Below are 26,048 nucleotides of genomic sequence, written 5' to 3'. Positions count from 1 at the left end.
CTGAAGCTGCGGCTGAATAGCGACGGCGATAAGGGGGCAGGGCGCGCGTCGCCGCTGCCCCCGATGCCAAGCGTGATCCAAAAGGATCTGGCGTCAATCGCCGTAAATGCGCAAAACACGACGCTTTTGAATGATCTGTTTTGCGATCTGCTGCGTAACAGACTAAAACTAATCCTGCTGCCTGATGATCGGGCAGCGTCAGCGGAGGTCTCTGTTTCATGAACTCTCACTCGCGTAATCTGACCAAGGCGCCTGATCGAGCAGATGCAGAGGATGCACTCGAGCTGTTGCGCAAATGGGCCAGCACGGCAACCGAGACCGAAATTGCTCAACTAAACCCTGTGATTGCACGTCTTTTGCCGGATACACCTATTGGTAATTATCCCGATCTGTCGCGCCACTACCCTGAGGAGTTTGAGGCCGATAGCAGCTATCGTGCGACCCTGCCGGACCTGCAGAACGGGCCGTCCAGCCTGATCCGCGGCGCCCATGAGCAGATCCAGCACGTCGGAATTTCCAATTTTCGCCTGCCGATTCGCTTTCACACCCGCGACAATGGCGATCTGACGCTGGAAACCAGCGTGACCGGCACCGTCAGCCTGGATGCCGACAAGAAGGGCATCAATATGTCCCGGATCATGCGGTCGTTTTACAAACACGCTGAACGCACTTTCAGCTTTGAAGTGATGGAAGCGGCGCTTGATGATTACCTCACCGATCTCGAAAGCCTTGATGCACGTTTGCAGATGCGGTTTTCCTTCCCGGTGAAGGTGCAAAGCCTGCGTTCGGGCCTGTCGGGCTATCAATACTATGATATCGCTCTGGAAATCGTGGATCACGATGGCGAGCGGACGAAGATCATCCATCTGGATTACGTCTATTCCTCGACCTGTCCCTGTTCGCTTGAGCTGAGCGAACATGCCCGCAGTGCCCGTGGCCAGCTGGCGACGCCGCATTCGCAGCGCTCGGTGGCGCGGATTTCGCTGGTGCAGGAGCCGGGCGCGCCGGTTCTGTGGTTCGAGGATGTGATCGACCATTGCCGCCGCGCGGTGCCGACCGAGACCCAGGTCATGGTCAAGCGCGAGGATGAGCAGGCCTTTGCCGAGCTGAACGCGGCCAATCCGATCTTTGTCGAAGATGCCGCGCGGCTGTTCTGCGAGGCGCTGCAATCGGATTCCCGTATCGGCGACTTCCGGGTGGTGGCCAGCCATCAGGAGAGCCTGCACAGCCATGATGCGATCAGCGTGCTGACGCAGGGGCCGACCTTTGCGGCGCGCAGCATCGACCCGCGGATGTTCGCAACCCTGATCCATCAGGGGTGATCCGGGCGCGCAGGACGCCAATCGTGCCTGTCGCCCCATTTTCCGACATAGACCCGACACCGCTGCCTGATTAGGCGGCGGTTTTTCGCGCTTTTTACGGGCGACTCTGCAATGCGGCATTATTTATGCTGCAATGCAAAAGGAATCAGATAGAGTTGCAACCTGTGGGGGTGCGCGCTGCGTCGTTCCCCCTGTCCGAGGGGCGGAGGGGGCCTCGTGCCAGGGCTGTCGCGCCGAGCTTACCGGGTTCGGAAGATGGTCAGACCAATGTCTCTTGTTCATCTGCGCCAGCAAGGCCGTCTGATCTCTGGCCCTGATGTCTGGCGCAGCCATATCGCGGCGGATGCCACCCGCCAAACAGGAGATTTTGATGATCCCTCTACTCGACTTCACCGACCTTCCCCGGACACCTGCTGCATTGGCAGGTACGCTTGTTGGGCGCCAGATGCGGTTCTGGCGTGGGGCCGTGGCCCTGATGGGAGCAATGCCCGCCGCGCAGATGGCGGTTGCCAGCCATGCGATTGCGGTGGGGCTGAACCAGACCCGTGTCAAGACCACCGCCGCGCGCAGCACGGAGGCAGCCAGCCGCAGTGCCGAGCCTGCCGCAACCGCTGCGGAGAAACCTGCGGCCGCAAAACCAAAGCCCGCCCCGCAGCGCAAGCCTGCCCGCAAGAAAACCCGCCCGGCACGGACCAAGGCGGCGACCAGCACGCCGACGGTTGCGCCAACGCCGCAGCCCACCGACAAGGCGGATACAGCCGGGGCGTCCGATTTTTCCAGCAAGCGCAAGGTCGCGACGAGCGAAGCGGATGTGGCAAAACCTGCGGCCCCTGCCGCTGCTGCTGCCGTGACACCCGATACGCCCGCCGCCAAGGCCGCCGCCGCCGGACCAAGCCGCAAAACCACCCGCGCGCCGTCGAAACCGGCAGCGATGCCCGCCAAGGATCCGGCCCCGGCATCTTCGCCTGCATCGCAGCCCGCTGCGCGGGCTCAGCTGTCGCCGGTTGGCGCGAAACAGGCCGGAACCACCAGAACTCAGGCGCTGATGACCGGTCAGGGCGGGGGGGCCGGCACGTCGGCCAGTGCGATGACGGCAAAGGTCGGCACGGTGTCACAGAAGTCGACAAAACCCTAACCCCGGGTCGCAACAGTCGCGCAGTCTCTTGACACTCCGCCCGGTGGAGGCCAACGGTGCGCGCATGTTGGATCTGCGTCCGGTTGGATATGTCATTGGCCTTTTGGTGGCCATCCTTGGGGCAACCATGGTGTTCCCGCTGGCTGTCGATCTATACGACGGGCAGGGGGAATGGCCGGTCTTTCTCGAAAGTGCCGTCATCACCATCCTCGGTGGCGGGCTGATTGCGCTGTCCTGTGCCAATGGGGTGCGCGAGGGGCTGACGATCCAGCAGACCTTTCTGCTGACGACGCTGGTCTGGGTGGCGCTGCCGGTGTTCGGGGCGATCCCCCTGATGCTGGGCGCCACTGAACTGCGCTTTGTCGATGCGTTCTTCGAGGCGATGTCCGGCCTTACCACCACCGGCTCCACCGTGATTTCGGGCCTTGATGGTCTGCCGCGCGGACTGCTGCTGTGGCGGGGCATCCTGCAATGGCTGGGCGGCATCGGCATCATCGTGGTGGCCATGGTGTTCCTGCCGGAGCTGCGGGTTGGCGGCATGCAGATTTTCCGCTCCGAAGCCTTTGACACGATGGGGAAAATCCTGCCACGCGCGCAGGCAATCGCGAAGCAGATTTCGCTGATCTACGTCGGCCTGACCGTGGCCTGCATGGTGGTCTATATGCTGTTGGGGATGCAGCCCTTTGACGCGCTGGTGCATGCGCTGACCACATGTTCCACCGGTGGTTTCTCCAATTATGATGCGTCTTTCGGCACCTTTACCGGCGCGCCTGAATATGCTGCATCGGTGTTCATGATCCTCGCGGCGCTGCCCTTTGTGCGCTATGTGCAGATGGTCAACGGCCATTCCAAGCCGCTGTTTCGTGACAGCCAGATCCAGACCTTTCTGGCCACCATCCTGATCCTTGTCGTGGTGACGGCCTGTGTGCTGGTCTATGTGTTTCCTCACCACCCCGAGCAGGCGGTGCGCGAGGCGCTGTTCAATATCACCTCGATCATCTCCGGCACCGGCTACGCCAGCGTTGATTACATGCAGTGGGGCAGCTTTCTGGTGATGCTGTTCTTCTTTATCGGGCTGATTGGCGGTTGTGCGGGGTCAACCGCCTGTTCGGTCAAGATTTTCCGCTATCAGCTGCTGTTCGCCTCGATCCGGGTGCAGATCCAGCGCATTCATTCGCCGCATGGGGTGTTTGTCCCGCGCTATCAGGGCAGGGCGGTGGACGCCGAGGTGCTGAGCTCGGTGATCTCCTTTTTTATGTTCTTTGTGGTCACGCTGGGGATCGTGGCCTGGGCGCTGGCGCTGACCGGGCTTGATTTTGTGACGGCGGTGTCGGGGGCGGCAACGGCTGTGGCCAATATCGGCCCCGGCCTTGGCGACCGGATCGGGCCTGCGGGCAACTTCTCCACGCTGAACGATGGCGCCAAGTGGATCCTGAGTGCGGCGATGCTGATCGGGCGGCTGGAGCTGATGGCGGTCTATGCCATTCTGACCATCCGTTTTTGGCGCAACTAGGCAGATCGACCGAAACGCGCCGCTTTGACGCATCAAAATTGCGTGTTGCACCGGCGTTTCTGCGTGTATCGCTACAATCCGCAGGCTTGCCCTTGTGGGGCCGCTCGCATAAGAGGCGGGGAGTTGAAACCCGCAAGCGCACGGAGAGTTTTGCCCAATGCCCGTTCTTGTGATGAAATTCGGCGGTACATCTGTCGCCAATCTGGACCGCATCCGCCGCGCGGCGAAACGCGTGGGCGTTGAGGTGGCCAAGGGCTATGACGTGATCGTTATCGTCTCTGCCATGTCGGGCAAGACCAATGAGCTGGTCGGCTGGGTCAATGAGACCTCGCCGCTGTTTGATGCGCGCGAATATGATGCTGTGGTCTCCTCGGGCGAGAATGTGACGGCGGGTCTGATGGCGCTGACGCTGCAGGAGATGGATATCCCCGCGCGCAGCTGGCAGGGCTGGCAGGTGCCGCTGAAAACCACCAGTGCCCACAGTCAGGCCCGGATCGAAGAGATCCCGCCGGAGAACATCAATGCGAAGTTCGGCGAAGGCATGCGCGTCGCCGTGGTTGCAGGGTTTCAGGGGATCAGCCCTGAAGGCCGTATCACCACGCTGGGCCGGGGCGGGTCGGATACCACCGCTGTTGCCTTTGCCGCGGCCTTTGAGGCGGAGCGCTGCGATATCTATACCGATGTGGACGGGGTCTATACCACCGACCCGCGGATCTGCGATAAGGCGCGCAAACTGGATAGGATCGCGTTTGAAGAAATGCTGGAGCTGGCCTCGCTGGGCGCCAAGGTCCTGCAAACCCGCTCTGTTGAACTGGCGATGCGCTACAAGGTGAAGCTGCGCGTGTTGTCGAGTTTTGAGGAACAGTCCGACGAGGCCGGAACCCTGGTCTGCGACGAGGAGGAAATCATGGAATCCAATGTTGTGGCCGGTGTGGCCTATTCCCGTGACGAAGCCAAGCTGACCGTGCAATCGGTCGCCGACCGTCCCGGCATCGCGGCACATATCTTTACCGCGCTGAGCGATGCAGGTGTGAACGTCGATATGATCGTTCAGGATATCTCGGCCGAGGGTCGCACCGATATGACCTTCTCCTGCCCGACCGATCAGGTGGCGCGCGCCGAACAGGCGTTGCAGGCGGTAAAGCAGAAGGGCGAGCTGAACTACGCCGAACTGCTGGCTGACCGTGATGTTGCCAAGGTCTCGGTGGTTGGCATCGGTATGCGCTCACAATCAGGGGTTGCAGCCAAGATGTTCAAGGTGCTGTCGGACGAGGGCATCAACATCAAGGTGATCACCACCTCCGAAATCAAGATTTCGGTTCTGATCGACCGGAAATACATGGAACTTGCAGTGCAAGCACTGCATGATGCCTTTGAATTGGACAAGGCGGCCTGATCTGGACCTGGCTGCCTGACACCGAAACCTGTGTGAACGGCCCCCATGGTAAAGACGACCGAATCCGAAAGTCGCAATCTGTTGATGCGCTTGCGCGAGGCGATGGCCGGTGATGATGCCGGTCAGGCCCGGCTGGACAAGATCACCCAGCTGATCGCCGATAGCATGCGCAGCGAGGTGTGCTCGGTCTATCTGTTCCGGGACGAGGAGACGCTTGAGCTCTGCGCGACTCAGGGTCTGAACGTTGAATCCGTACACCAGACCCGTATGCGGATCGGCGAGGGGCTGGTGGGCCGTGTGGCGCGCTATGGCAAGGTGGTCAACACCCCGGATGCCCCCAACGCCAAGGGGTTCCGCTATATGCCGGAAACCGGGGAGGAGCGTTATGCCTCTTTCCTGGGGGTGCCGATTCAGCGGCTTGGCGAGATGCTGGGCGTGCTGGTGGTGCAGTCCAAGGACGCGCGCGAATTCTCCGCCGATGCGGTCTATGCGCTGGAAGTGGTGGCGATGGTGATTGCCGAAATGACCGAGCTTGGCGCCTTTGTTGGCGAGGGCGCGGCACTGTCGCCCCTGCACCAGCAACCGGTTCTGCTGCGGGGAACCATCGCGCAGGAAGGTGCTGTTGAAGGCCACGTCTGGCTGCATGAGCCGCGCGTTGTTGTGACCAATCCGATTGCCGATGACCCGCACCGCGAGCTTGAGCGCCTGCATGAATCGGTCGAGGAGCTGCGGGTCGGCGTCGACAAGATGCTGGAGGTCTCCCAGACCGGTGACAAGGAACAGTTGCAGGTGCTGGAAGCCTACCGGATGTTCGCCAATTCCAAAGGGTGGATGCGGCGGATGGAAGAGGACATCGGCCGCGGTCTGAGTGCCGAGGCGGCGGTAGAGAAAGAACAGTCCCAGGCGCGGGCGCGCATGGGGCAGGTGCAGGATGCCTATCTGCGCGAGCGGCTGAGCGATCTGGATGATCTGTCCAACCGGCTGCTACGGATTTTGACCGGGCAGGGCCGTGAAACCGGTGCAGAGCTGCCCGAGGACCCGGTGCTGATTGCACGGAACATCGGCCCTGGTGAACTGCTGGAATATGGCCGCAACCTGCGTGGCATCGTGCTGGAGGAAGGCTCTGTCGGCTCTCATGCGGCGATCATTGCGCGCGCGCTGGCCATTCCGCTGGTGGTTCACACCAAACGCATCACCACCGAGGCGCTGAACGGCGACCATATCATGGTGGACGGGGAGCAGGGTGTGGTACATCTGCGGCCGGATGACACCGTTGTGGGGGCCTTTCGCGACAAGATCGCGATGCAGGCCAAGGCGCAGGAACGCTATGCCTCGATCCGTGACAAACAGGCGCTGACCCGCGACGGCACACGTGTGAACCTGCTGATGAACGCCGGGCTGATGGCCGATTTGCCGTCGCTGGAAAACTCCGGTGCCGAAGGCGTCGGGCTGTTCCGAACTGAATTGCAGTTTCTGGTCCGCAACCAGATGCCAAAACGATCCGAACTGGTGGCGCTGTATCAGCGGGTGTTGGATGCGGCTGGCGGCAAGCGGGTGGTGTTCCGCACGCTGGACATCGGGTCGGACAAGGTGCTGCCCTATATGAAGCCGACCGATGAGCCGAATCCGGCGCTTGGCTGGCGGGCGATCCGGGTTGGTCTCGACAAGCCCGGTGTGATGCGGATGCAGTTGCAGGCGCTGATGCGCGCCGCCAACGGGCGTCCGCTGACGGTCATGTTCCCGTTTGTGGCGCAGTTCGAGGAGTTCCGCGCCGCCAAGGCCGAGGTCGCCAAGACGCTGGAACGCGAACGGCGCCTCGGGCATCCGCTGCCGGAAAAACTGGAAGTCGGGGCCATGCTGGAAACCCCGTCGCTGGCCTTTGCGCCGCAGAAGTTTTTCGACGAGGTCGAATTCCTGTCGATCGGCGGCAATGACCTCAAGCAGTTTTTCTTTGCTGCGGACCGTGAAAACGAGAGGGTGCGCAAGCGTTACGACACATTGAATGTGAGCTACCTGAGCTTTATCGCGCAAATCGTTGAGCGTTGCGAGATTTCCGGGACTCCTCTCAGCTTTTGCGGCGAGGACGCCGGGCGCCCGATTGAGGCGGTCTGCCTTGCGGCCATGGGGTTGCGGGTACTGTCGATGCGACCTGCCTCGGTTGGCCCGGTCAAATCGCTGCTGATGCGGGTGGATCTGAATGCTATTCGCAAAATCATTGCCGACGCACGCCACCGAGGCGAGCAAACGGTGCGGCCGGCTGTGATGCAATATCTGCGAGAGCTCTGAGCCGGGATCCTTCGCACCATAGTCTGCATTGGGACCGCGCAGCCGAGGCTGCGCGGTTTTTTTGACTGAGGATCAGGTCAGAGGCTGCAGCCTATGAGTGTGTTGTGGATAGCCGTAGGTAACGGGTCTGGCTGGTGCCTCTGGTTTGGTCTTGATGAATCGTGACTGCGCAATCGAATTTACTCTTTAACATTTTGTTAATACCTTCCAAACTTGACTTATCTCGATATTTTTGTCGGTTCTGAATGTCCCGGCAGGGTGTCTCGTTTGGGTTGAGAATGCCCAAACTGTCCCCCAACTTATCCACAGCGCCGTCCCTGTTGTTTAGGTTGTTTTATCTATCTGAAAACATTGAATTAATTGTGGTTTTGCGGGAGATCGGATGACTCGTTTGAGGCAAGTTCTCTACATCAATTGTGGGGCTTATCCACTTGAAACTTATCGGGAAATTATGGCTGAATAGCTTGGGTTTCCCGCGCCCATGGCGATGGCGTCCGAGAAAACCGGGGCAAGAGTCATGCTCTTGCCAGTATTGCAGGGCGGAGATGAATATTCCCTTAACGCGGATCTCCTGCAGGTCTGGCAAAAGCTTCAAGTTTAAAAGTTTAAGCTTGAAATTTATTGCCGTGCGCTTATCCTGTGCTCAGCTTTGATCGCAATAGGGGAGTGGCACCATGAAAATCGCCTGTCTGGGAGGCGGCCCCGCTGGCCTGTATTTCGCGATTTCGACCAAGCTGCGTCAGCCGGATGCCGAAATCACGGTTTTTGAGCGTAACAAGCCCGATGATACCTTTGGTTGGGGTGTGGTGCTGTCTGATGACGCGCTGGACAATCTGGCCGCCAATGATCCTGTCAGCGCCGAGCGGATCCGCGATAAATTCGCCTATTGGGACGATATCGCCGTGGTGCATGACGGCGTGCGGACCGTGTCGGGCGGGCATGGGTTTGCGGGCATCGGTCGCAAGGCGATGCTGGTGATCCTGCAGGAGCGGGCGCGCGAACTGGGTATTGATTTGCGGTTCGAAACCGAAGTCGGATCGGCCGCGAGCTATCAGGCGGATTATGATCTGGTCGTGGCCTGCGATGGGCTGAATTCGCGGGTGCGAACCGAGTTTGCCGCGCATTTCAAACCAAACGTCGATGTGCGCCCTTGCAAGTTTATCTGGTTGGGCACACAGCAGAAATTCGATGATGCCTTTACCTTTATCTTTGAGAAGACAGAGCATGGCTGGATGTGGATCCACGCCTATCAGTTCGACGCTGACACCGCGACGGTGATCGTTGAATGCTCGGCCCAGACTTGGGAAAACTGGGGCTTTGAGGCGATGAGCAAGGACGAGATCCTGCGCACCTGCGAGGCGATTTTTGCCGATCATCTGGATGGGCATGCGCTGATTTCCAACGCGGATCACCTGCGCGGCTCGGCGGTCTGGATCAACTTCCCCCGTGTGCTTTGCGAAACATGGTATCATCAGAACGTGGTCTTGCTGGGCGATGCCTCGGCCACGGCGCATTTCTCCATCGGGTCGGGCACGCGACTGGCCTTTGACAGCGCCATCGCATTGGCGGAGTTCATCAGCACCGAACCGACGTTGGAACAGGCCTTTGTCCGCTATCAGGAGGAGCGGCGGCTGGATGTGCTGCGGTTGCAATCGGCGGCGCGCAACTCCCTGGAGTGGTTCGAGGATGTGGAACGCTATCTGGATATGGATCCGGTGCAGTTCAACTATTCGCTGCTGACCCGGTCGCAGCGGATTTCCCATGAAAACCTGCGCCTGCGGGATGCGGATTGGCTGGCCTCTGCCGAGAAATGGTTCCAGACGCGGGCGGGTGCCAGCGAGTATGCCCCGGTGCGCCCGCCGATGTTCGCCCCCTACCGGCTGCGGGAGATGCAGTTGAAGAACCGTGTCGTGGTGTCGCCGATGGCGCAGTACAAGGCCAAGGATGGCTGCCCGACCGACTGGCATCTGATCCACTACGGCGAACGCGCCAAGGGCGGAGCAGGGCTGGTCTATACCGAAATGACCTGTGTGTCGGCGCAGGGGCGGATCACGCCCGGCTGTCCGGGGCTTTACGCGCCCGAGCATGAGGCCGCCTGGACACGGCTGACGGAGTTCGTACACAGCGAGACCGACGCCAAGATCTGCTGTCAGATCGGCCACTCGGGCCGCAAAGGCTCCACCCAATTGGGCTGGGAGACCATGGACGCGCCGCTGCCGGAGGGGAACTGGGAGACGGTTTCGGCCTCTGCTATTGCGTGGACTGAGGATAATCCGGCCCCGCGCGAGATCACAGCGCAGGAAATGGAGGCCATCAAGGCGCAATTCGTGGCCGCAGCTCAGATGGCGGATCGCGCCGGATTTGACATGATCGAACTTCACGCGGCGCATGGTTATCTGATTTCATCCTTCATCTCGCCCAAATCCAACATTCGAACCGATGAGTATGGCGGCGCGCTGGAAAACCGTCTGCGCTACCCGCTGGAGGTGTTTGAGGCGATGCGGGCAGCCTGGCCTGCAAGCAAGCCGATGTCCGTGCGTATTTCCGCCAACGATTGGGTCGGCGATGAAGGCGTCACGCCGGAAGAGGCGGTCGAGATTGCACGGATGTTCACCGCTGCGGGCGCGGATATCATTGACGTCTCCGCCGGACAGACCACACCCGAGGCACGGCCGGTCTATGGCCGGATGTTCCAGACACCGTTTTCGGATCGGATCCGCAATGATGCGGGCATTGCGACCATGGCGGTGGGCAATATCTATGAGGCGGATCACGCCAACTCGATCCTGATGGCCGGCCGCGCGGATCTGGTTTGTGTCGGGCGGCCACATCTGGCAGATCCCTACTGGACGCTGCATGAGGCGGCGCGGATCGGTGATCGCCATGCAGACTGGCCGTTGCCCTATCAGGCCGGGCGCGATCAGGCCTGGCGTCTGGCCGACCGCGAGGCGGAGGTGATCCGGGCATGAGCGAGATTTGCGGGAAACACGTGGTGATCACCGGCGGCGGCTCTGGCGTGGGCGCCGCCCTTGCGCGGGGCTTTGCGGCGCAGGGTGCGCGGCTAACGCTGCTGGGGCGGCGCAAGGCGCCGTTGGAGGACGTCGCCGCCGAGGTGGATGGCCTGCCACTGGCCTGTGATGTCACCGATGCCGAGGCGGTCCGCGAGACGCTTGCGGTGGCCCGTGAACAGCAGGGCCCGATCACCATTGCCATTGCCAACGCGGGTGCGGCACCTTCCAAGCCTTTTGCCAGAATGGATGAGGGCGATTTCGCAGCGGCGCTTGCCGTCAACCTGTCGGGGGTTTTCAACTTATGGCAGGCGGCGCTGCCCGATATGAAGGCCGAAGGCTGGGGACGGATGATCGCCGTGGCCTCCACTGCCGGACTGAAGGGATACCCCTATGTCGCGGGCTATTGTGCGGCCAAACACGGGGTCATCGGTCTGACACGGGCGCTGGCGCAGGAGCTGGCGCGCAGCGGGATCACGGTGAATGCGATCTGTCCGGGGTTCATTGAGACGCCGCTTCTGGAGCGGTCGATCGCCACCATTGTGGCGACCACCGGCATGAGCGCTGACGACGCGGCGAAATCCCTGCGTGCAGGCAATCCACAGGGGCGGTTCATCCAGCCGGAGGAGGTGGCGGATGCCGCGCTCTATCTGGCCGGGACGGCTGCCGCATCCATCAATGGCAGTGCGCTGCCGATCACCGGAGGCGAGATCTGATGCAGACCGACCGCTCCAAGGACCGGCTGCGTCTGTGGCTCAAGGTTCTGAAGGCCACCCGCGCCGTGGAAAGCGAAATCCGCGAGAACCTGCGGCAGGAGTTCAGCACGACTTTGCCGCGTTTTGACGTGATGGCAGCGCTAAGCCAGCATCTTGACGGGCTGAAGATGAGTGAACTCTCCGGCGTGCTTAAAGTCTCCAACGGCAATGTGACCGGCATCGTCGAGCGGCTGGTGGATGATGGCCACGTGCAGCGTGAAAAGGTGCCCGGTGACCGGCGCGCCAGCCGGGTGCGGCTGACCGAGGCGGGGGTGGCGGAATTTGCCCGCCAGGCCGCCGCGCATGAGGCCTGGATCGACCGGATGTTTGACAGCGTGCAGGAGGCGGAGGTGCAGACACTGTCCGACGCGCTGGATCAGGTGGCTAAACGGCTTGAGAATGAAGGACGCAAGGGATGATCTCGACGGATACCAAGTTTTTTCTGTGCTCTGTTGACGCGGGTGTCGCAACGGTTGCGCTGAACCGGCCCGAGCGGAAGAACCCGCTGAGCTTTGAGAGCTATGCCGAGCTGCGCGACTGGTTTCGCGAGCTGCATTACGATGACGACGTAAAGGCGGTGGTTTTTGCACCCAACGGCGGCAACTTCAGCTCCGGTGGCGATGTGCATGATATCATTGGCCCCCTGACGAAGATGTCGATGAAGGAGCTGCTGGCCTTTACCCGCATGACCGGCGATCTGGTCAAGGCGATGGTGAATTGTGGCAAGCCGATCATCGCCGCGCTGGACGGCGTCTGTGTCGGGGCCGGTGCGATCATCGCGATGGCCTCGGATATCCGGATCGCCACGCCCGAGGCCAAGACGGCCTTTCTGTTCACCCGCGTCGGGCTGGCGGGCTGCGACATGGGGGCCTGTGCTATCCTGCCGAGGATCATCGGTCAGGGACGGGCGGCGGAGTTGCTTTATACCGGGCGATCCATGAGCGCGGATGAGGGCCATGCCTGGGGGTTTCACAACCGTATCGTGGCGGCTGACGAGCTGATGGCTGAGGCGCGCAACTGGGCCGAGCGGATCGTTTCGGGTCCGAATTTTGGTCATATGATGACCAAAACCATGCTGGCGCAGGAATGGTCGATGTCGATCGAACAGGCCATCGAAGCCGAGGCGCAGGCGCAGGCGATCTGCATGCAGACGGCCGATTTCGAGCGCGCCTATCAGGCCTTTGTGAAGAAAGAAAAACCCCTGTTTGAAGGGGATTGATCCGACCCCCGGAGACCGCGGCGCCGGAGGAGGGCGCAGAGGCCTCCGGCGGGAGTATTTGGGGAAAGATGACAGGCGCTGCCCTGTCCCGGGAGGAGCGATATGGCGGATAGGACGTTTCTGAGCTGGCCGTTTTTCGAAGAACGCCATCGGGCGCTGGCGGAGGAGCTGGAGAGCTGGGCCGCCGGGGCGCTGGCGGATATCGATCATGGCGATACCGACGCGGCCTGCCGGGCGCTGGTTGCGGCGCTTGGTGCAGGCGGCTGGACGCAGCATTCCGGCGCCATGGCCGGAGAGGCGCTGGATGTGCGCACGCTCTGCCTGATCCGCGAAACGCTTGCGCGGCACGACGGTCTGGCGGATTTCGCCTTTGCGATGCAGGGGCTGGGGACCGGGGCGATCTCCCTGTTTGGCAGCGCGGCACAGCAGCAGGAGTGGTTGCCGCTGACCCGCTCGGGCAAGGCGATCGCGGCCTTTGCCCTGACGGAGCCGCAGTCGGGGTCTGATGTGGCGAATTCCACCATGACCGCGACGCTGGATGGCGATCATTACGTTCTGAACGGGGAGAAGACCTGGATCTCCAACGGCGGGATTGCCGATGTCTATACTCTGTTTGCCCGTACCGGCGAGGGACCGGGGGCGAAGGGGCTCTCGGCCTTTGTGGTGCCTGCGGGCCTGCCGGGGTTTGAGGTGGTGGAGCGGCTGGAGACACTGGCGCCGCATCCATTGGCGAGGCTGAGGTTCACAGATTGCCGGATCCCGCGCAGCGCCCTGCTGGGGGAGGCGGGGGCCGGCTTTAAGATTGCGATGTCGGTGCTGGATGTATTCCGTTCCACCGTGGCTGCGGCTGCGCTGGGGTTTGCCCGCCGGGCGCTGGACGAGGCGCTGGCACGGGTGACGACGCGCCATGTGCAGGGCGCGCCGCTGGCGGATTTGCAGATGGTACAGGGCCATATCGCCGACATGGCGCTGGATGTGGATGCAAGCGCCCTGCTGGTTTGCCGCGCCGCCTGGGCCAAGGACAGCGGCGCGGCGCGGATCACCCGCGAGGCCGCCATGGCAAAGCTGTTTTCTACCGACCAGGCGCAGCAGGTCATCGACAGGGCGGTACAGCTGCATGGCGGTGACGGCGTGCGGCAGGGCCAGAAGGTCGAGGAACTCTATCGCGATATCAGAGCGTTGCGGATCTACGAGGGGGCTTCGGATGTGCAGCGTGTGGTGATCGCCCGTCAGGCGATTTCCGCGTTTCAAAAAGGGGGCTGAGATGCTGGGACCAAGCGCACATATCGACACATTCACCCGCGATAACCTGCCGCCGGCAGATCAGTGGCCGGAGTTCCTGATGGAGGGGTTCGACTACCCCGAGCGGCTCAATGCCGCGGTCGAACTGACCGATGCCATGGTGGCCAGGGGATTTGGCGACCATACCGCCCTGATCGGCAACGGGCGGCGACGCACCTACAAGGAACTGGCCGATTGGACCAACCGGCTGGCCCATGTTCTGGTGGAGGATCTGGGGGTGAAGCCGGGCAATCGGGTGCTGATCCGTTCGGCCAATAACCCGGCCATGGTGGCCTGCTGGCTGGCAGCGACCAAGGCGGGGGCGGTGGTTGTGAACACCATGCCGATGCTGCGGACGGGGGAGCTGGCCAAGATCGTCGACAAGGCTGAGATCAGCCATGCGCTCTGCGACACGCGGCTGATGGAGGAGCTGGTGAGCTGCGCCAAGACCTCGGCATATCTGACGTCCGTTGTGGGGTTTGATGGCACCTCCAACCATGATGCAGAGCTGGACCGGCTGGCGCTGGAAAAGCCGGTGAGTTTCGAGGCTGTGGCCACGGGCCGGGACGATGTGGCGCTGCTGGGCTTTACCTCGGGCACCACCGGCGCGCCCAAGGCGACCATGCATTTCCACCGTGATCTGTTGATGATTGCGGATGGCTATGCGGCGGAGGTACTGGGCGTGACGCCCGAAGATATCTTTGTCGGCTCGCCGCCGCTGGCGTTTACCTTCGGTCTTGGCGGGCTTGCGATTTTTCCGCTTCGGTTCGGGGCGGCGGCGACATTGCTGGAGAATGCCTCGCCACCGAATCTCATCGAGATTATCGAGAAATACCGGGCGACCGTCTGTTTTACCGCGCCAACCGCCTATCGGGTGATGTTGCGCGCGATGGAGGAGGGGGCCGATCTGTCGTCGCTGCGGGCGGCCGTTTCCGCGGGCGAGACGCTGCCCGCGCCGGTTTATGAGGATTGGATGGCGCAGACTGGCAAACCGATGCTGGATGGGATCGGGGCGACGGAGATGCTGCATATCTTTATCTCCAACCGGTTCGACGATCATCGCCCGGCCTGTACTGGCAAGCCGGTCCGGGGGTATCAGGTGCGGGTCCTGGATGCGGAGGGCAAAGAGGCGCCGCGCGGTGAGGTTGGCCGGCTGGCGGTCAAGGGGCCGACGGGTTGTCGCTATCTGGCGGATACGCGTCAGGATAGCTATGTGCGCGATGGCTGGAACATCACCGGTGACAGCTTCGTGATGGACGCTGATGGCTATCTGCATTTTGCGGCGCGCAATGACGATATGATTGTCTCGGCCGGGTATAATATCGCAGGCCCGGAGGTCGAGGCGGCGCTGCTGTCGCATGAGGCGGTGGCCGAATGCGCGGTCATTGGCGCCAAGGATGAGGCGCGCGGAGAGATTGTGCAGGCGCATGTGGTGCTGGCCGAGGGCAGCAGCCCGTCGGATGTTTTGACCAAGGCGCTTCAGGACCACGTCAAGGCGACCATCGCGCCCTATAAATATCCCCGCGATATCGTCTACATCGACGCCCTGCCGAAAACCGAAACCGGCAAGATCCAGCGGTTTCGCCTGAAAGCGGAGTAGCGCAGGGATCCGCCTCGGGATCCCGGCTGCTAGAGGACAGGCACCTGTTCCAGCCGCCGTATCAGGTCGGGAGAGATTGCGTCCGGGCCATCGTTGAACTGGGCACGGGAGACGAAATTCAGATGCCGTGAAAGCAGCGTCAGCTTTGCCGAGGAGATCTCTTCGTAGAAGGCCTTCATGTCGTCGCGCGCCATCAGCTCGGTGATCTTGCTGCGGTGGGCGGTGACCGCAGCGTCATGCAGCGCCTTGATCCCCTTGAGCCGTTTGAGCCGGGTCAGTTCCTTTTTCGTTGCCGGAAGGCGGCGCTGGATGGAGAGATCCTGTTCCATGTTGAAATTCATGCGCATCCAATAGGCCAGCCCCTGGTCGCGCTCCACATGGTTCACCCGGCCACGGTCGCGTTTGACAAGGAAGCTTTCGGTGCTGCGTACGGCGTAATGGTTCAGCGTCACCATGTCGTAGCCGTGGTCGCGAATGCCGAAACGCCAGCCCTGATCGGCCATATCCTCGGGCACCGGTTTTCCCGTGCCTGCCACCCAATTCGGCATCCCCTCTATGCGCCGTTTCAGCGGACGGTGGACGCCAATGCGGTCATAACCTCCGGCGACATGGTCCCCTCGCGTTCGGAACAGGGTTTTGATGCCCCAGGCCTGGATCGGGGCAGGGCAGTATTTGGGCGCGCAATAGGTATGCTGCTGTGTCAGAAGCACGTCCTCATAGGAATCGCGGAAACTGTTGCCGAACAGGCGCCATTGCATCGAGATCATGTCTGGATCACCGGTGGCAGCAAAAAGGCTGTCGAGGTCGCCGTCGCCAACGTGAATGTTCACGAACTCATCCACATCAGAGACCAGAACCCACTCGGCCTCCCGGACCAGATCAAGACCTTCTGCGAATTTCAACGCGCCTTTCTGCGGATTATAGCCGCTGCCCATCTCCTGATAGGGGTTGTCCATCCGGGTGACATAGCCACGGGCCGCCAGCGCATCGAGCAGCTCGACAGTTCCGTCGTCGCAGTCATTGGTGAAAACCAGGATATGATCGAACCCGAGGGCGCGGTGGTGGGCGACCCATTCCAGGATGAAGGGGCCTTCGTTTTTCATACAGGTGATGATCAGATGCTGAGCCGTCTTTGCGGGGCGTGTTGTCATGACCTAGCCCTCTGCCTCGGCGAGTTCGGCACGCAGCCGTTCCAGCGAGTTGCGAATGTTCTTCGCATTGCGTTTCTTCAGCGTGTATTCGCAGACCTGAATGGCCAGTTTCCTGTGGTTTTTCTCCTCGGCCTTCATCAGGAGGTCGTGCTGGTATCGGGGCAGGTCGCGACGCGCGCGCAGCAGTTGGTAGAACCGTTGGGACGTGAAACGGCCCTCGCAGATTTCGTTCAGCATCGGTTTGAGGATGTTCATATTGGCCAGCGCCTGCGGCAGCTGGTGGCCGAAGAACGGCATCCTCATCTTGCGGATATTGTCACCTGTGAGCCGGTTCACCTGTTCCACATCCGGCGCGAAATAGGGGTCGTACAGGACCACGACATCCTCTGCCGATTGGGTCGCCTGCGCTGCATCCGCATAACGGTCCTCCCAATCCAGACGCGCGGTCCAGCCCCAGCGGTTGTCATCCGGCAGGATGCGACGGTCGAGCGTGGTCTGCGGCGCGATGGCAAAGACCTTGGAGCCTGGTGCGCATTGCGAATAGGTGAGTGCGCCAAAGGCCCCCATGGAGGCGCCATAGAACAGAACCTCGTCAAATTGTGCAAAGAAGCCGCTGTCGCGCAGCTGGTCAAAGCTGTCATGCACAAAGGGGTTGCGGAACCAGTTCCGCTTGGCGCCGATCACGCCAAGCACCGAACAGCCCATGGTCTGCGACAGCAGCTTGTAACCCCAGGGCCAGCGCTGGCCCTCCTTTTGCTGGACGACATGGATATTGTCGAAGCTGACCACCAGCCGCTTGCCAGAAGGCTCGTAAAACAGCGCGTTGTCCTTGTCCTCCCAGAAGAAGCCGGCACGCTGGGCGGCATGGGCACGCATGTCGGTGAACCGTGCATCACCGGTCATCGGTTGGGCGCTGTCCGGCGCGTCCGGACGCCTGACGGCGGAACGATCAAGGGCGCCCTGATTTTTGATCTGGGCATTGGTGGCGGCCGGCGCGATCGTGACCACGCGGCTGGCAGGCGCCGGGGCAGGCGCAGAGGGGCGTTGCATCTTCTGGGCGAGGTCGGCGATATCGATATCGGCTCCCAGCTCGGCCTCGCGTGTTTTCAGGTCCGCAACGCGGATCTTGCCCTGCACCATCTCTTTCAGCAGCCGGGTCTTGGCCTTGATCTGGGCGGGAGAGAGCAGCAGCGCCTCCGGTTCGGGGATCTGCACACCTGCCGGGGTGCCTGCCTCGGCCTGATCCTCAAGCTTGGTGAGGTAGATCGCATCCGGGCGCGCGACCTCGGTCAGGTTTTCATATAGATTGGCGTATTCCGGCTGAGATTTCAGATCGTCGATTTTGGCCCTATGCCATTGCACGGCCTCTTTGTGCAGGCGTGCCAGCTGCGGATCCGCCATCAGCTGATCCAGTTCGGCCCGCATCATCGGCAGGCGATTGAGCATCCGCCCGTCGGTTTCCGAGGCGTAGTTGCGGCGCGCCCAATAGTCGATCCCCTGATCCTGTTCGGTATGGTTGATCCGCCCACGATCCCGTTTCACCAGGAAACTGTCGGCCGACCGCAGCACATAGTGGTTCAGTGTCGCCATCCGATAGCCAAGCGAGCGTTTGGTGGAGCGCCAGCCGTTGTTGGTGAGCAGCATATCAGGCATGACGCGCCCGGACCCGTTGACCCAGCGCACCTGCGAGACGTTGTCTTCGTTGTCGATCTTCAGCGGGCGGTGAACGCCTATCTTGGTGTAGGGCGCGGATTTATGCACCATGCTCTTGAACCCCCAGCCAAGCCGGGGTTTTGGGATGAACTCGGGCGCGCAGCGGGTGAACTGTTCGGTAATGGGGCGGTCTTCATAGGTGCCGACCCCGCCATTGCCGAAGAATTTCCAGGTAAAGGAGATCACATTCGGATCGCCAGCGGCCCTGAACAGATCGGCAAATCTGCCGTCACCGACATGGATGTTCACAAATTCATCGACATCAATGGTCAGAACCCAATCCGCAGCCTTGAAGGCAGGCTGTCTCATGGCGTCCTCCAGCGCGACATGCTGGGGCTTCTTGCCGGAGGCCGGATCCCAGGGATTGTCAACGCGGGTGACCAGCCCCAGTTCTGCCAGACGGTCCAGCATTTCATCGGTATTGTCGCGGCAGTCGTTGGTGTAGATCAGGAAGTGTTTCGCCCCGATTGCCTTGTGATAGGCGATCCACTCCAGAATGAACGGGGCCTCGTTCTTCATCGAGGTGAGGATCAGGATATTGTCGTGGGAAACCGGCTCTGCCAGCGGCGCGAGGCGATCCCCGAGTGTTTCGGTCCGCAGCTCCAGATTGTCGATCGCCCGCTGGTAATGGGCGCTCTGCGTGAGACGATCCAGCGGCATTTTGAGCAGGGGATGCGCGGTCTGTTGTGCTGCTGCCCGTGGCGCCGGAGCCGGGGTTTTTGCGGTTGCAGCCGCGGCTTTGGCAAGTTCGGCCTGAGTGGGTTTGCCCTGTGGGGGCCGGTCCGGGATCGGTGCGGCGGCGGCGTCGATTTCATGCCGGACCAGCGCGCGGCCGAGATAGCTGTCGGGATGAGGAATGCCGCCTTCATGGGTGATCAGGCGTCGGCTCAGCCGACGGTTCCACAGGTGCACACCATAGCAGCCCTCGTCGATCTTCTTCTCTACGGTATAGCCCGGTGACAGCAGGTTCCGGCGTTCTTTGAAAGAGATCTGAAAGAAGGCCATCTGCGGTTTCACATGCGCCATCTCACCGGTTTCATTCAGGAAATAGGTCAGCGCCGACGGCCCCCAGACGCCCCATTTCAATTCGGAGACATGAACCGGGTTGCCAGCCGCATGAGCCGCTTCCAGGGCCGCGCGTTCCTCGCCCTTGACCCAGGGCGGGATCGGGTATTCGTTTTCGCAGAACGTGTTCAGCCGCTGTAGCGTCCGCGAAAACCGGGGCAATCCCAGAACTGCATTACAGACCAGCCGTCCCGGTTTTTCCCAGCCAAAGACCCATTGGTCCTGAAAATCCCAGGGTTTGACGCAGAGAACATCGGCATCCACCCAGATCACATTCTGCATGGAAATCATCTTGTAGCGAAAGGCGTCGGCATGAACCGCAGGCGAGCCGGAGACCTTGTGGCGGATGAAATCCGACGCCGGGAAAATCCGGTTTGCATCCATCAGCTCGACACCCGGCGGGCAGTTGTCGACCGTCTCGTAGGTATAGAGCAGGGTGCGATGCCCGTGATCGGCAAAGGATTTCAGACAGGTTTGCTCAAGATAGCTGAGATTGCCACCAATCCAGAGGGAGGCGATTACCGGGAGGTCAGACATAGTATTGCGCACTGCTTCATTCTTATTCTGGGACTGTCGAAGGGGCGCTGGTCTACCGTCCGGGGCCGCGAGATCCGACGCGCGACCGCTGCCAGCTGCAAAGCTGAGCCTGCAAAACGGTTTTCTGTCCGGCAATGCCCTGTTCGACACTCATCCTCGTGACTGCGAGAGGTTCGCGAAGGGGCGTATCGCCACCAGAGCCCCTCTGATTAAGCAGGGACAGCCCAGGCCGCCCGCACGTCCTCAAACTCGTTTTTATCTAACTACCGGAGCCACTTGACCGTCTGCTTGCGATCATTGCCTGAGGTGACCCCACATGTCATAAGCGGACGATAACCTACCTTCAGGGCGCGTTCAAATGATTGTAAGCCACAAGCACAACTTTGTTTACGTCAAGCCCGGCAAGACCGCGGGCAGCTCGATCGAGCTGGCCATCAGCGCCTATTGCGGGCCACAGGATGTGATCACCAGGCTGCGCCCGCGCGAGGAATATCAGCGCGGCGACTGTGCGGCGCGGATCGAAAACCCACAATTCGTGAATATCAATTCCGGCGAGACCATCGAACTGCAGAACCATTCCAGATACAGCGATGCGCTGCGGGTATATGGCGAGCAGATCGTCGACTATGATGTGGTTTGCACCGAGCGGAACCCGTGGGAAAAGGCGATCTCGTCATTCTTCTGGAAGGGAAACAGGCGCCCCGAACGCCCGGTTGAGCCGCGCTTCAAGAGATTTGTCAACGACGGTCGCTGGCCGCAGGATTTCGATGTCTATTCCGTGAACGGTGTCTGTGTCGCCGATCACATCATCCGGGTCGAACGTCTGAAGGAAGACTACCGCGATTTCCTCGGATCATTGGGCATCGTGATCGAGGGGGAGATCAGCTTCCCGGCCTCCAAGGGCTTTCAGCGCCCCAAGGAGGCGACACGGGAGGTCATGTTCACGCGGCCTTGGGTGATCCGGGCAGTTGAGGAGCATTCCCAAGAGCTGCGCTCGGTGCTGCCCTATCGTTTCGAAGACCGCAGCGCACCGGAGATCCACCTGAGCTCGGACCGCCGAACGGCCCGCTATCGGTTTCTGGAACAAAACGCCTGCGGTCCCGCTTATTGGCAGCGCGTGCCGACATCCACATCGGTCTGATCCGGGGGGGGGGGGCAGGCGCAGTGCCGATGAGTTCAGCTGACCGCCTGGAGGGAAGTGCCAGATCCGCCTTCAGAGGCGATGCGAGCAAAACAGTCAAAGCTGTCGCGCATCGCGCTGTCAAATCTGACGTCTGGAGGCGAGTACCGGAATCGAACCGGTGTACACGGATTTGCAATCCGCTGCGTCACCACTCCGCCAACTCGCCTTACCGGTGGTGTGAGGCGTGATTAATCACATGCCGGGGGACGGTGCAAGGGGGCGTGCGCAGAACCGGCGGGAAATTTTGAAAAATTCTGCGGCCGCAATGGGCTGGAGTGCCGCCTTGAGTGTCGATCTGCCGGGGGCGCCAGCGGGGCAGGCTGCCTTGGGGGCTGTCCGTAGCCCTACGGGGTGTCACAACGGGGGGACGGTTACGCCGGGCTGCGGGGGGGGGTGGTCAGATCCCACCGGCTTTGTCTCCTGCCGGGTTTGGCCCGAGGAGAGCCTGCCTTAGGGCGTCGGCGATCAGCTGGGGGACGCCGGGCAGCGCCCCGAGCACGGGCAATATGTCGCCGGGATAACTGGCATCGGCCAGCGCCTCGGGGATATCGTCGCGGACGTGTTCGCCGGATTGTGCAAAGAACGGCAGGCAGAGGGTCGGGTGTTTAGGTTTGGCCGCTGCAAGATCGCGGGCGGCGTCCGCGATACGCGGATCTTCCTCGACATAGCCTGTGACCAGATCCGTGCCCGGCAGGTGGTGGCGCATGGCGGCTGCAAAGGCCTCGGCGGCTTCGGCGGCCTTGGGCCCCCGGGCCGACCCATGAGCGGCCAGAAGGATGCGGGTCCGGGGCAGCGACCATCCGCGTGCCTCGCAGGCCGTGGCCAGCGCCTTGCAGGCCAGTTCCGGCAGGGCCGGGTCCAGACCGAAGGGGGGTAACAGGTGAACATCATGCCCCTGGAGCCGCTTGGGCAGCACCGAGCCGGTGAACCAGCCGTTGGCCATGAAGAACGGATAGATCAGCGCGCCCTTTGGTGTCACCTGTTCCAGTCGATCAGCTGTGGACAACGTGGCCGAGCGGATATCCCAGTCGGGCAACAGCGCAGCGACGGCATCGGCCAGATTGGCCAGCGCGCGTTCCTGGGGCGCCGGATCGGAGGGCTGGCCATGCGCGGTAATCACGGCGGTCAGGCGATGTGGGGGCAGGGGGGCGGGATCGGTCATCTGGAGGAGCCTTTCGGCTGTAGGAGGGGGCTGGCAGGGCATCGACCTTGCGGGTCGCCTGCGGGTGTTTCGATGGCATTACGGCAGGGCGGGGGCGCTGGATCAATCTTCTGCGGGCCGCCATGGCCTCGCCACCGCTGGGGCTGGGGGCAAGCCATGGGCGTCATTGAGGCGGCTGTCGCAGATCGTCGAGGAAACTGCGCAGCTGCTCCGGTTGAAGGGGTTTTGTGAACAGTCTGGCACCTGTGTTTTGGGCAAGCCGGGCGACCTGCGGGCGGCGGTCGGCGGAGATCAGGCAGGCGGGCAGCGCGCCAAGGTCGCGGTTGAGGCGGGCGATCACCTCGGCGCCGTTCTGGTCCGCCCCCAGTTGCAGGTCAATCACCAGAACATCCGGTGTGACGTCGATTTCCGTCAGCAAGGCGCGGGCATCCTCTTCACTGGCACAGGGCAAGACATCGATCCCCCATTGCTCCATCGTCAGGGTCAATGCGTGGCGCAGATCGGGATCGGTGACGATCAGCAGCGCGATCAGCTGCCCCAAGGGCACAGCTGCCGGATCCGGGGAGGCTGTCCCGGAAGGGGCGACCTCGGCCATGCGAGCGCCGGACAGCTCCGACTGATGTGACTGGTGCAGCCGTGCGGTGTCACGGGGCAGATCAACGGCAAAGACCGTTCCGCGCCCCACACGGGATCTGAGCGTCAGGGGATGGCCCAGCAACCCGCAGGCGCGTTCCACAATCGCAAGGCCAAGGCCCATGCCGTCAGCGGCGCTCACCGTGGCGTTCAGCCGCTGGAATTCTGCAAAGATCAGCGTGCGATCCTCGTCGGGAATGCCGGTCCCGGTGTCCCAGATCTCAACCCGGACCGAGTCCCGGCGGGGGCGGATGCCGACAAGCACACCCCCCCGGCTGGTATAGCGCAGCGCATTTGATATCAGGTTCTGCAGGATGCGCCGCAGGTAGGTCACATCGCTCAGCACCCGCGTCTGGCTGAGCCTGAGGCGGAACGAGAGGCCCTTGGCATCTGCCATCGGGCGCAATTCGTCATGCAGTTGCAGCAGCAGGTCGTCGAGATCGACGGACGTCACATGCCGTGTGGCGCGGCCGGAATCCAGTCGCGAAATATCAAGGAGCGCTGAGACCAGTGTCTCTACACTGTCCAGCGCATTTGCCGCCTTGTTCAGGGTTTCGCGGGAACCGCCTGTCGGCAATTCGCTTTGCAGCGCTGCGACAAAGAGCTTTGCCGCCGAGAGCGGTTGCAGCAGGTCATGGGAGGCGGCGGCCACAAAGCGCGACTTTGAGGCATTGGCGCGTTCGGCGGCCTGAAGCGCGTCTTCCAGCTCCAGCGTTCGGTCAAGCACACGCTGTTCAAGCGTGTCACGGGCCTCGCTCATCGCGCGCGCGGCGGTCCGTTCGGCGGTGACATCGGTGAAGCTGATCACGAAACCGCCGTCGGGCATTTCCTGCATAAAAACCGTCAGGACCCGTGTCATGCCCTGCTGCACGTCGAAGGAAAGCGGCACCCGTATCGCTGGGCCGGATCGCATCCGTTCAGAAGGGATATCCGGTGCAGGATCTGCTTTTGGCCGGGTCCAGAGGGTGACCTGATCGGCCATATCGGCCTGTTCAAATGTGAACTCCGCACGCAGATGTTCGAAGATCCGCTCGAAGCGGCTGCCGATGCGAAACCGGCTGATCGGAATGGAGAGCAGCTCTCCCATGAGCCGGTTCCAGCCAACCAGACGCGCCTGCTGATCGAAGATGCAGACCCCCTGGTTCAGGTGTTCCAAAGTGGCGCGGATGAGCCGGGCCTGATCGTCGAGGATGCGTTCACGTTCCTGGTGCTGAAGGCGCATGATGTCGGTGACATCGGTTTGCAGGATGACGGTGCCACTGTCGGAGGTGCGGTGTTCGCTGACCTGAAGCCAGCGGTTCCCGGTCATGCGAACGTTGAACATGACGCTGCGGTCCTGATGCCGGGCCAGCCTGCGCGCGGCCCATTCGGCGGCTGTGGTCCCGGCGGGCAGCGACAGGGCCGAACTGCCGCTGACCAGATTGACATAGGCCTCAAATGCCAGCCCCGGCCGCAGCCGCGCATGGATGTCGGGCATGTGCATCCCAAATCGGCTGTTGCACATCACCAGTACATCCTGCGGATTAAAGAGGGCAAACCCCTCCTGCACGGTTTCGATTGCATCGGCGAGATTGGCGCGCGCCGCCTCGGTCTCGCGGTTGGCCTCGGCAAGTTTGGCATTGGACAGGTTCAGAAGGTCCAGCGTTCGCTCCAGATCGCGGGTGCGGCTGCGGATTTCCTCTTCCAGCAGAACGGCGCGTTCGAACTGCGCATAGGCGAGACCGGAGGCATCGGTGTTCTGTTCCACCCGGCGCATCAGCGTTGCGGTGATTTTCAGCAGTTTTTCGTTCTGCCGCTCCAGCGAGTCGCGCGGATCAATCAGGCCTTGCGTCATGATCGTGCCGGTGGGTCGCAGGCCAGGGGCGGATAGATGGCAACCCCTGTCAGCGTCTGGTTCACATGGATGGAATTCACCTGTTCGCCATAGGTGCAGAATCCGACAGCGCGATGTTTGGCAAGAAGCGATGAGATCTGCGGCGTGAGCTGTTTTTGCTGGGCTTCCATCCGTCGCAGGAGGCAATCGCAGGCAAGGATCACATCCGGGGTCTGTGTTTCGCCAAGAGCGGTTAGGGCGCGGTCGAGGTGATCGACCATGTCCAGGGGTTCGGCCAGGGTCAACACGACACCTTCGTCGATGGCGGAAAAGAACACCAGATCGCCCGTCTCAGCGACCTGCTGAATGGCGCGCACATGGTGCTGGCCACCCAGGCGCACGACGACGGGATGGGCCGCAAAGGTGAAAGTGGTCAGCTGTTCAGGATCCTTGCCCAGGAGCCGTGCATATTCGCGCGCGGCCGGCTCGGCGTTGATTTCATAGACCAGCCGACGGGCGGGATCGGCACCGGTGACCACCATGCGCTGGGCCGTGGGCACCAGATGGTCGGTGTTGAAGACCTTGACCGGGCAATTGCTGCGGATCTGTAGCAACACCGCCGCATTCTGGCGCGCGATGCCGTCACAGAGCACATAGGTCGCGCCAAAATCGGTACCATCGCCTGCGGAGCCGCCAAACAGTGGCACGGGGCCCAGACCGGGTGCGAGATCGGCGGTCAGCGCGTCCTCCTTGATCGACAGCCCGTCGATCAGCAGAAAGGCGAATTCGGAGGTCCATTGCGGCGTCTCTCGCGCCATGTCGTTGCGGTTGCGGATGATCTGGTCGATCTGGCACTGGGCATCATATGTGTTCAGATCTTCGATGCTCAGCACACGTGCGCAGAAATGGCTGCGCGGCAGGCCGATTGCGATGATCTCCCCGTCGGTATAGCCAGCTTCGCCGATCTCGCCTGCGGTGGTGCATCCAACAACAGTGGCCGGTGCGAGCTGCCGCGCCGCAGCCGCGCTGAGCGCATGGATATCGGCCCGCGGCGAGACAAAGAGGATGACCAGCTCCAGCTCGTCCAGCGGCGCCAGCGTTCCGGCCAATGTCGCCAGCGCATCAGGGGAGTCTGCCGCTGCCCGTCCCGTGCGGGTGATGCGATCCGCATTGTGCAGCGCCCCCGCCATGGCGGGCAGAGAGACCCGGTCTGAAGCCTGCGCCGTTGCGCGGGGATCAGCCGTGTCAGGGAAGGGGGCGGGGCGCGTCATGTCGG

Annotated in this window: 17 protein-coding genes and 1 tRNA gene; 12 read left to right on the top strand and 6 right to left on the bottom strand. The window is 62.0% G+C overall.

The features are described from left to right. Positions 1-218 precede the first annotated feature (218 nt). The 11 genes from folE2 to VWY34_RS17185 all read left to right on the top strand — a co-directional run bounded on the left by folE2 (position 219) and on the right by VWY34_RS17185 (position 15,515). Positions 219-1,322, top strand: a complete 1,104-nt coding sequence (folE2, locus tag VWY34_RS17235; RefSeq protein ID WP_416546428.1) for a GTP cyclohydrolase FolE2 — start codon at positions 219-221, stop codon at positions 1,320-1,322. Between the two features lie 370 nt (positions 1,323-1,692). Next, on the top strand, positions 1,693-2,457 hold the full coding sequence (locus tag VWY34_RS17230) for a hypothetical protein (RefSeq protein WP_416546426.1): 765 nt from the start codon (positions 1,693-1,695) through the stop codon (positions 2,455-2,457). 64 nt (positions 2,458-2,521) lie between these two features. Beyond that, positions 2,522-3,970 (top strand): TrkH family potassium uptake protein, encoded by a 1,449-nt coding sequence (locus VWY34_RS17225; protein WP_340546111.1) that lies wholly within the window; start codon positions 2,522-2,524, stop codon positions 3,968-3,970. A 157-nt stretch (positions 3,971-4,127) separates the two neighbouring features. Further along, the gene (locus VWY34_RS17220) at positions 4,128-5,366 is read left to right on the top strand and encodes an aspartate kinase (RefSeq protein ID WP_340546110.1); all 1,239 of its coding nucleotides are present in this window, start codon (positions 4,128-4,130) and stop codon (positions 5,364-5,366) included. Between the two features lie 45 nt (positions 5,367-5,411). Further along, a complete protein-coding gene (ptsP, locus tag VWY34_RS17215) occupies positions 5,412-7,652 on the top strand; it encodes a phosphoenolpyruvate--protein phosphotransferase (RefSeq protein ID WP_340546109.1) in 2,241 nt (746 codons plus the stop codon). Positions 7,653-8,326: 674 nt separating this feature from the next. Further along, positions 8,327-10,621 carry a bifunctional salicylyl-CoA 5-hydroxylase/oxidoreductase gene (locus VWY34_RS17210; protein ID WP_416546424.1) on the top strand — a complete coding sequence of 765 codons (2,295 nt, stop codon included), beginning with the start codon at positions 8,327-8,329 and terminating at the stop codon, positions 10,619-10,621. Beyond that, on the top strand, positions 10,618-11,376 hold the full coding sequence (locus VWY34_RS17205) for an SDR family NAD(P)-dependent oxidoreductase (protein ID WP_416546422.1): 759 nt from the start codon (positions 10,618-10,620) through the stop codon (positions 11,374-11,376). The genes VWY34_RS17210 and VWY34_RS17205 overlap by 4 nt, the downstream gene beginning before the upstream one ends. Beyond that, entirely contained in the window at positions 11,376-11,834 is a 459-nt protein-coding gene (locus tag VWY34_RS17200; protein WP_260104930.1) for a MarR family winged helix-turn-helix transcriptional regulator, read from the top strand. The genes VWY34_RS17205 and VWY34_RS17200 overlap by 1 nt, the downstream gene beginning before the upstream one ends. Next, positions 11,831-12,634 (top strand): enoyl-CoA hydratase family protein, encoded by an 804-nt coding sequence (locus VWY34_RS17195; RefSeq protein ID WP_416546420.1) that lies wholly within the window; start codon positions 11,831-11,833, stop codon positions 12,632-12,634. The genes VWY34_RS17200 and VWY34_RS17195 overlap by 4 nt, the downstream gene beginning before the upstream one ends. Before the next feature lie 102 nt (positions 12,635-12,736). Beyond that, positions 12,737-13,897, top strand: a complete 1,161-nt coding sequence (locus tag VWY34_RS17190; RefSeq protein ID WP_416546418.1) for an acyl-CoA dehydrogenase family protein — start codon at positions 12,737-12,739, stop codon at positions 13,895-13,897. A gap of 1 nt (position 13,898) precedes the next feature. Then, positions 13,899-15,515 (top strand): AMP-binding protein, encoded by a 1,617-nt coding sequence (locus VWY34_RS17185; protein ID WP_416546416.1) that lies wholly within the window; start codon positions 13,899-13,901, stop codon positions 15,513-15,515. Between the two features lie 29 nt (positions 15,516-15,544). Here the strand turns inward: VWY34_RS17185 and VWY34_RS17180 are convergent, their stop codons facing one another. Together VWY34_RS17180 and VWY34_RS17175 are read right to left on the bottom strand one after the other, a co-directional pair. Further along, positions 15,545-16,666, bottom strand: a complete 1,122-nt coding sequence (locus tag VWY34_RS17180) for a glycosyltransferase family 2 protein (RefSeq protein ID WP_416546414.1) — start codon at positions 16,664-16,666, stop codon at positions 15,545-15,547. A gap of 3 nt (positions 16,667-16,669) precedes the next feature. After that, positions 16,670-19,981: a glycosyltransferase family 2 protein gene (locus tag VWY34_RS17175; RefSeq protein WP_416546412.1), complete on the bottom strand. Its 3,312-nt coding sequence runs from the start codon at positions 19,979-19,981 to the stop codon at positions 16,670-16,672. A gap of 358 nt (positions 19,982-20,339) precedes the next feature. Here VWY34_RS17175 and VWY34_RS17170 point away from each other — a divergent pair, with 358 nt between their 5' ends. After that, complete coding sequence (locus VWY34_RS17170) at positions 20,340-21,122, top strand: hypothetical protein (protein ID WP_416546410.1); 783 nt, start codon at positions 20,340-20,342, stop codon at positions 21,120-21,122. A gap of 134 nt (positions 21,123-21,256) precedes the next feature. Here the strand turns inward: VWY34_RS17170 and VWY34_RS17165 are convergent. The 4 genes from VWY34_RS17165 to VWY34_RS17150 all read right to left on the bottom strand — a co-directional run bounded on the left by VWY34_RS17165 (position 21,257) and on the right by VWY34_RS17150 (position 26,043). Next, positions 21,257-21,330: transfer RNA gene (locus VWY34_RS17165), tRNA-Cys, on the bottom strand. A 231-nt stretch (positions 21,331-21,561) separates the two neighbouring features. Further along, positions 21,562-22,326 (bottom strand): sirohydrochlorin chelatase, encoded by a 765-nt coding sequence (locus VWY34_RS17160; RefSeq protein WP_416546386.1) that lies wholly within the window; start codon positions 22,324-22,326, stop codon positions 21,562-21,564. Positions 22,327-22,489: 163 nt separating this feature from the next. Beyond that, positions 22,490-24,793: a PAS-domain containing protein gene (locus VWY34_RS17155; RefSeq protein WP_416546384.1), complete on the bottom strand. Its 2,304-nt coding sequence runs from the start codon at positions 24,791-24,793 to the stop codon at positions 22,490-22,492. Continuing rightward, a complete protein-coding gene (locus VWY34_RS17150; RefSeq protein ID WP_416546382.1) occupies positions 24,790-26,043 on the bottom strand; it encodes an FIST N-terminal domain-containing protein in 1,254 nt (417 codons plus the stop codon). Before VWY34_RS17150 ends, VWY34_RS17155 begins: the two co-directional genes overlap by 4 nt. Positions 26,044-26,048 lie beyond the last annotated feature (5 nt).

This window comes from Phaeobacter sp. JH20_02, assembly GCF_048056915.1.
In the GTDB taxonomy this organism is placed as follows: Bacteria; Pseudomonadota; Alphaproteobacteria; order Rhodobacterales; family Rhodobacteraceae; genus Phaeobacter; species Phaeobacter bryozoorum.
Note: the sequence above shows the minus strand (reverse complement) of the source record. Positions and strands in the feature narration are given on the sequence as shown.

What these genes read in the sequence shown, in the direction of transcription:
- folE2 (WP_416546428.1), top strand. Translation starts at nt 219, where the DNA reads ATGAACTCTCACTCGCGTAATCTGACCAAGGCGCCTGATCGAGCAGAT.
- VWY34_RS17230 (WP_416546426.1), top strand. Translation starts at nt 1,693, where the DNA reads ATGATCCCTCTACTCGACTTCACCGACCTTCCCCGGACACCTGCTGCA.
- VWY34_RS17225 (WP_340546111.1), top strand. Translation starts at nt 2,522, where the DNA reads ATGTTGGATCTGCGTCCGGTTGGATATGTCATTGGCCTTTTGGTGGCC.
- VWY34_RS17220 (WP_340546110.1), top strand. Translation starts at nt 4,128, where the DNA reads ATGCCCGTTCTTGTGATGAAATTCGGCGGTACATCTGTCGCCAATCTG.
- ptsP (WP_340546109.1), top strand. Translation starts at nt 5,412, where the DNA reads ATGGTAAAGACGACCGAATCCGAAAGTCGCAATCTGTTGATGCGCTTG.
- VWY34_RS17210 (WP_416546424.1), top strand. Translation starts at nt 8,327, where the DNA reads ATGAAAATCGCCTGTCTGGGAGGCGGCCCCGCTGGCCTGTATTTCGCG.
- VWY34_RS17205 (WP_416546422.1), top strand. Translation starts at nt 10,618, where the DNA reads ATGAGCGAGATTTGCGGGAAACACGTGGTGATCACCGGCGGCGGCTCT.
- VWY34_RS17200 (WP_260104930.1), top strand. Translation starts at nt 11,376, where the DNA reads ATGCAGACCGACCGCTCCAAGGACCGGCTGCGTCTGTGGCTCAAGGTT.
- VWY34_RS17195 (WP_416546420.1), top strand. Translation starts at nt 11,831, where the DNA reads ATGATCTCGACGGATACCAAGTTTTTTCTGTGCTCTGTTGACGCGGGT.
- VWY34_RS17190 (WP_416546418.1), top strand. Translation starts at nt 12,737, where the DNA reads ATGGCGGATAGGACGTTTCTGAGCTGGCCGTTTTTCGAAGAACGCCAT.
- VWY34_RS17185 (WP_416546416.1), top strand. Translation starts at nt 13,899, where the DNA reads ATGCTGGGACCAAGCGCACATATCGACACATTCACCCGCGATAACCTG.
- VWY34_RS17180 (WP_416546414.1), bottom strand. Translation starts at nt 16,666, where the DNA reads ATGACAACACGCCCCGCAAAGACGGCTCAGCATCTGATCATCACCTGT.
- VWY34_RS17175 (WP_416546412.1), bottom strand. Translation starts at nt 19,981, where the DNA reads ATGTCTGACCTCCCGGTAATCGCCTCCCTCTGGATTGGTGGCAATCTC.
- VWY34_RS17170 (WP_416546410.1), top strand. Translation starts at nt 20,340, where the DNA reads ATGATTGTAAGCCACAAGCACAACTTTGTTTACGTCAAGCCCGGCAAG.
- VWY34_RS17160 (WP_416546386.1), bottom strand. Translation starts at nt 22,326, where the DNA reads ATGACCGATCCCGCCCCCCTGCCCCCACATCGCCTGACCGCCGTGATT.
- VWY34_RS17155 (WP_416546384.1), bottom strand. Translation starts at nt 24,793, where the DNA reads ATGACGCAAGGCCTGATTGATCCGCGCGACTCGCTGGAGCGGCAGAAC.
- VWY34_RS17150 (WP_416546382.1), bottom strand. Translation starts at nt 26,043, where the DNA reads ATGACGCGCCCCGCCCCCTTCCCTGACACGGCTGATCCCCGCGCAACG.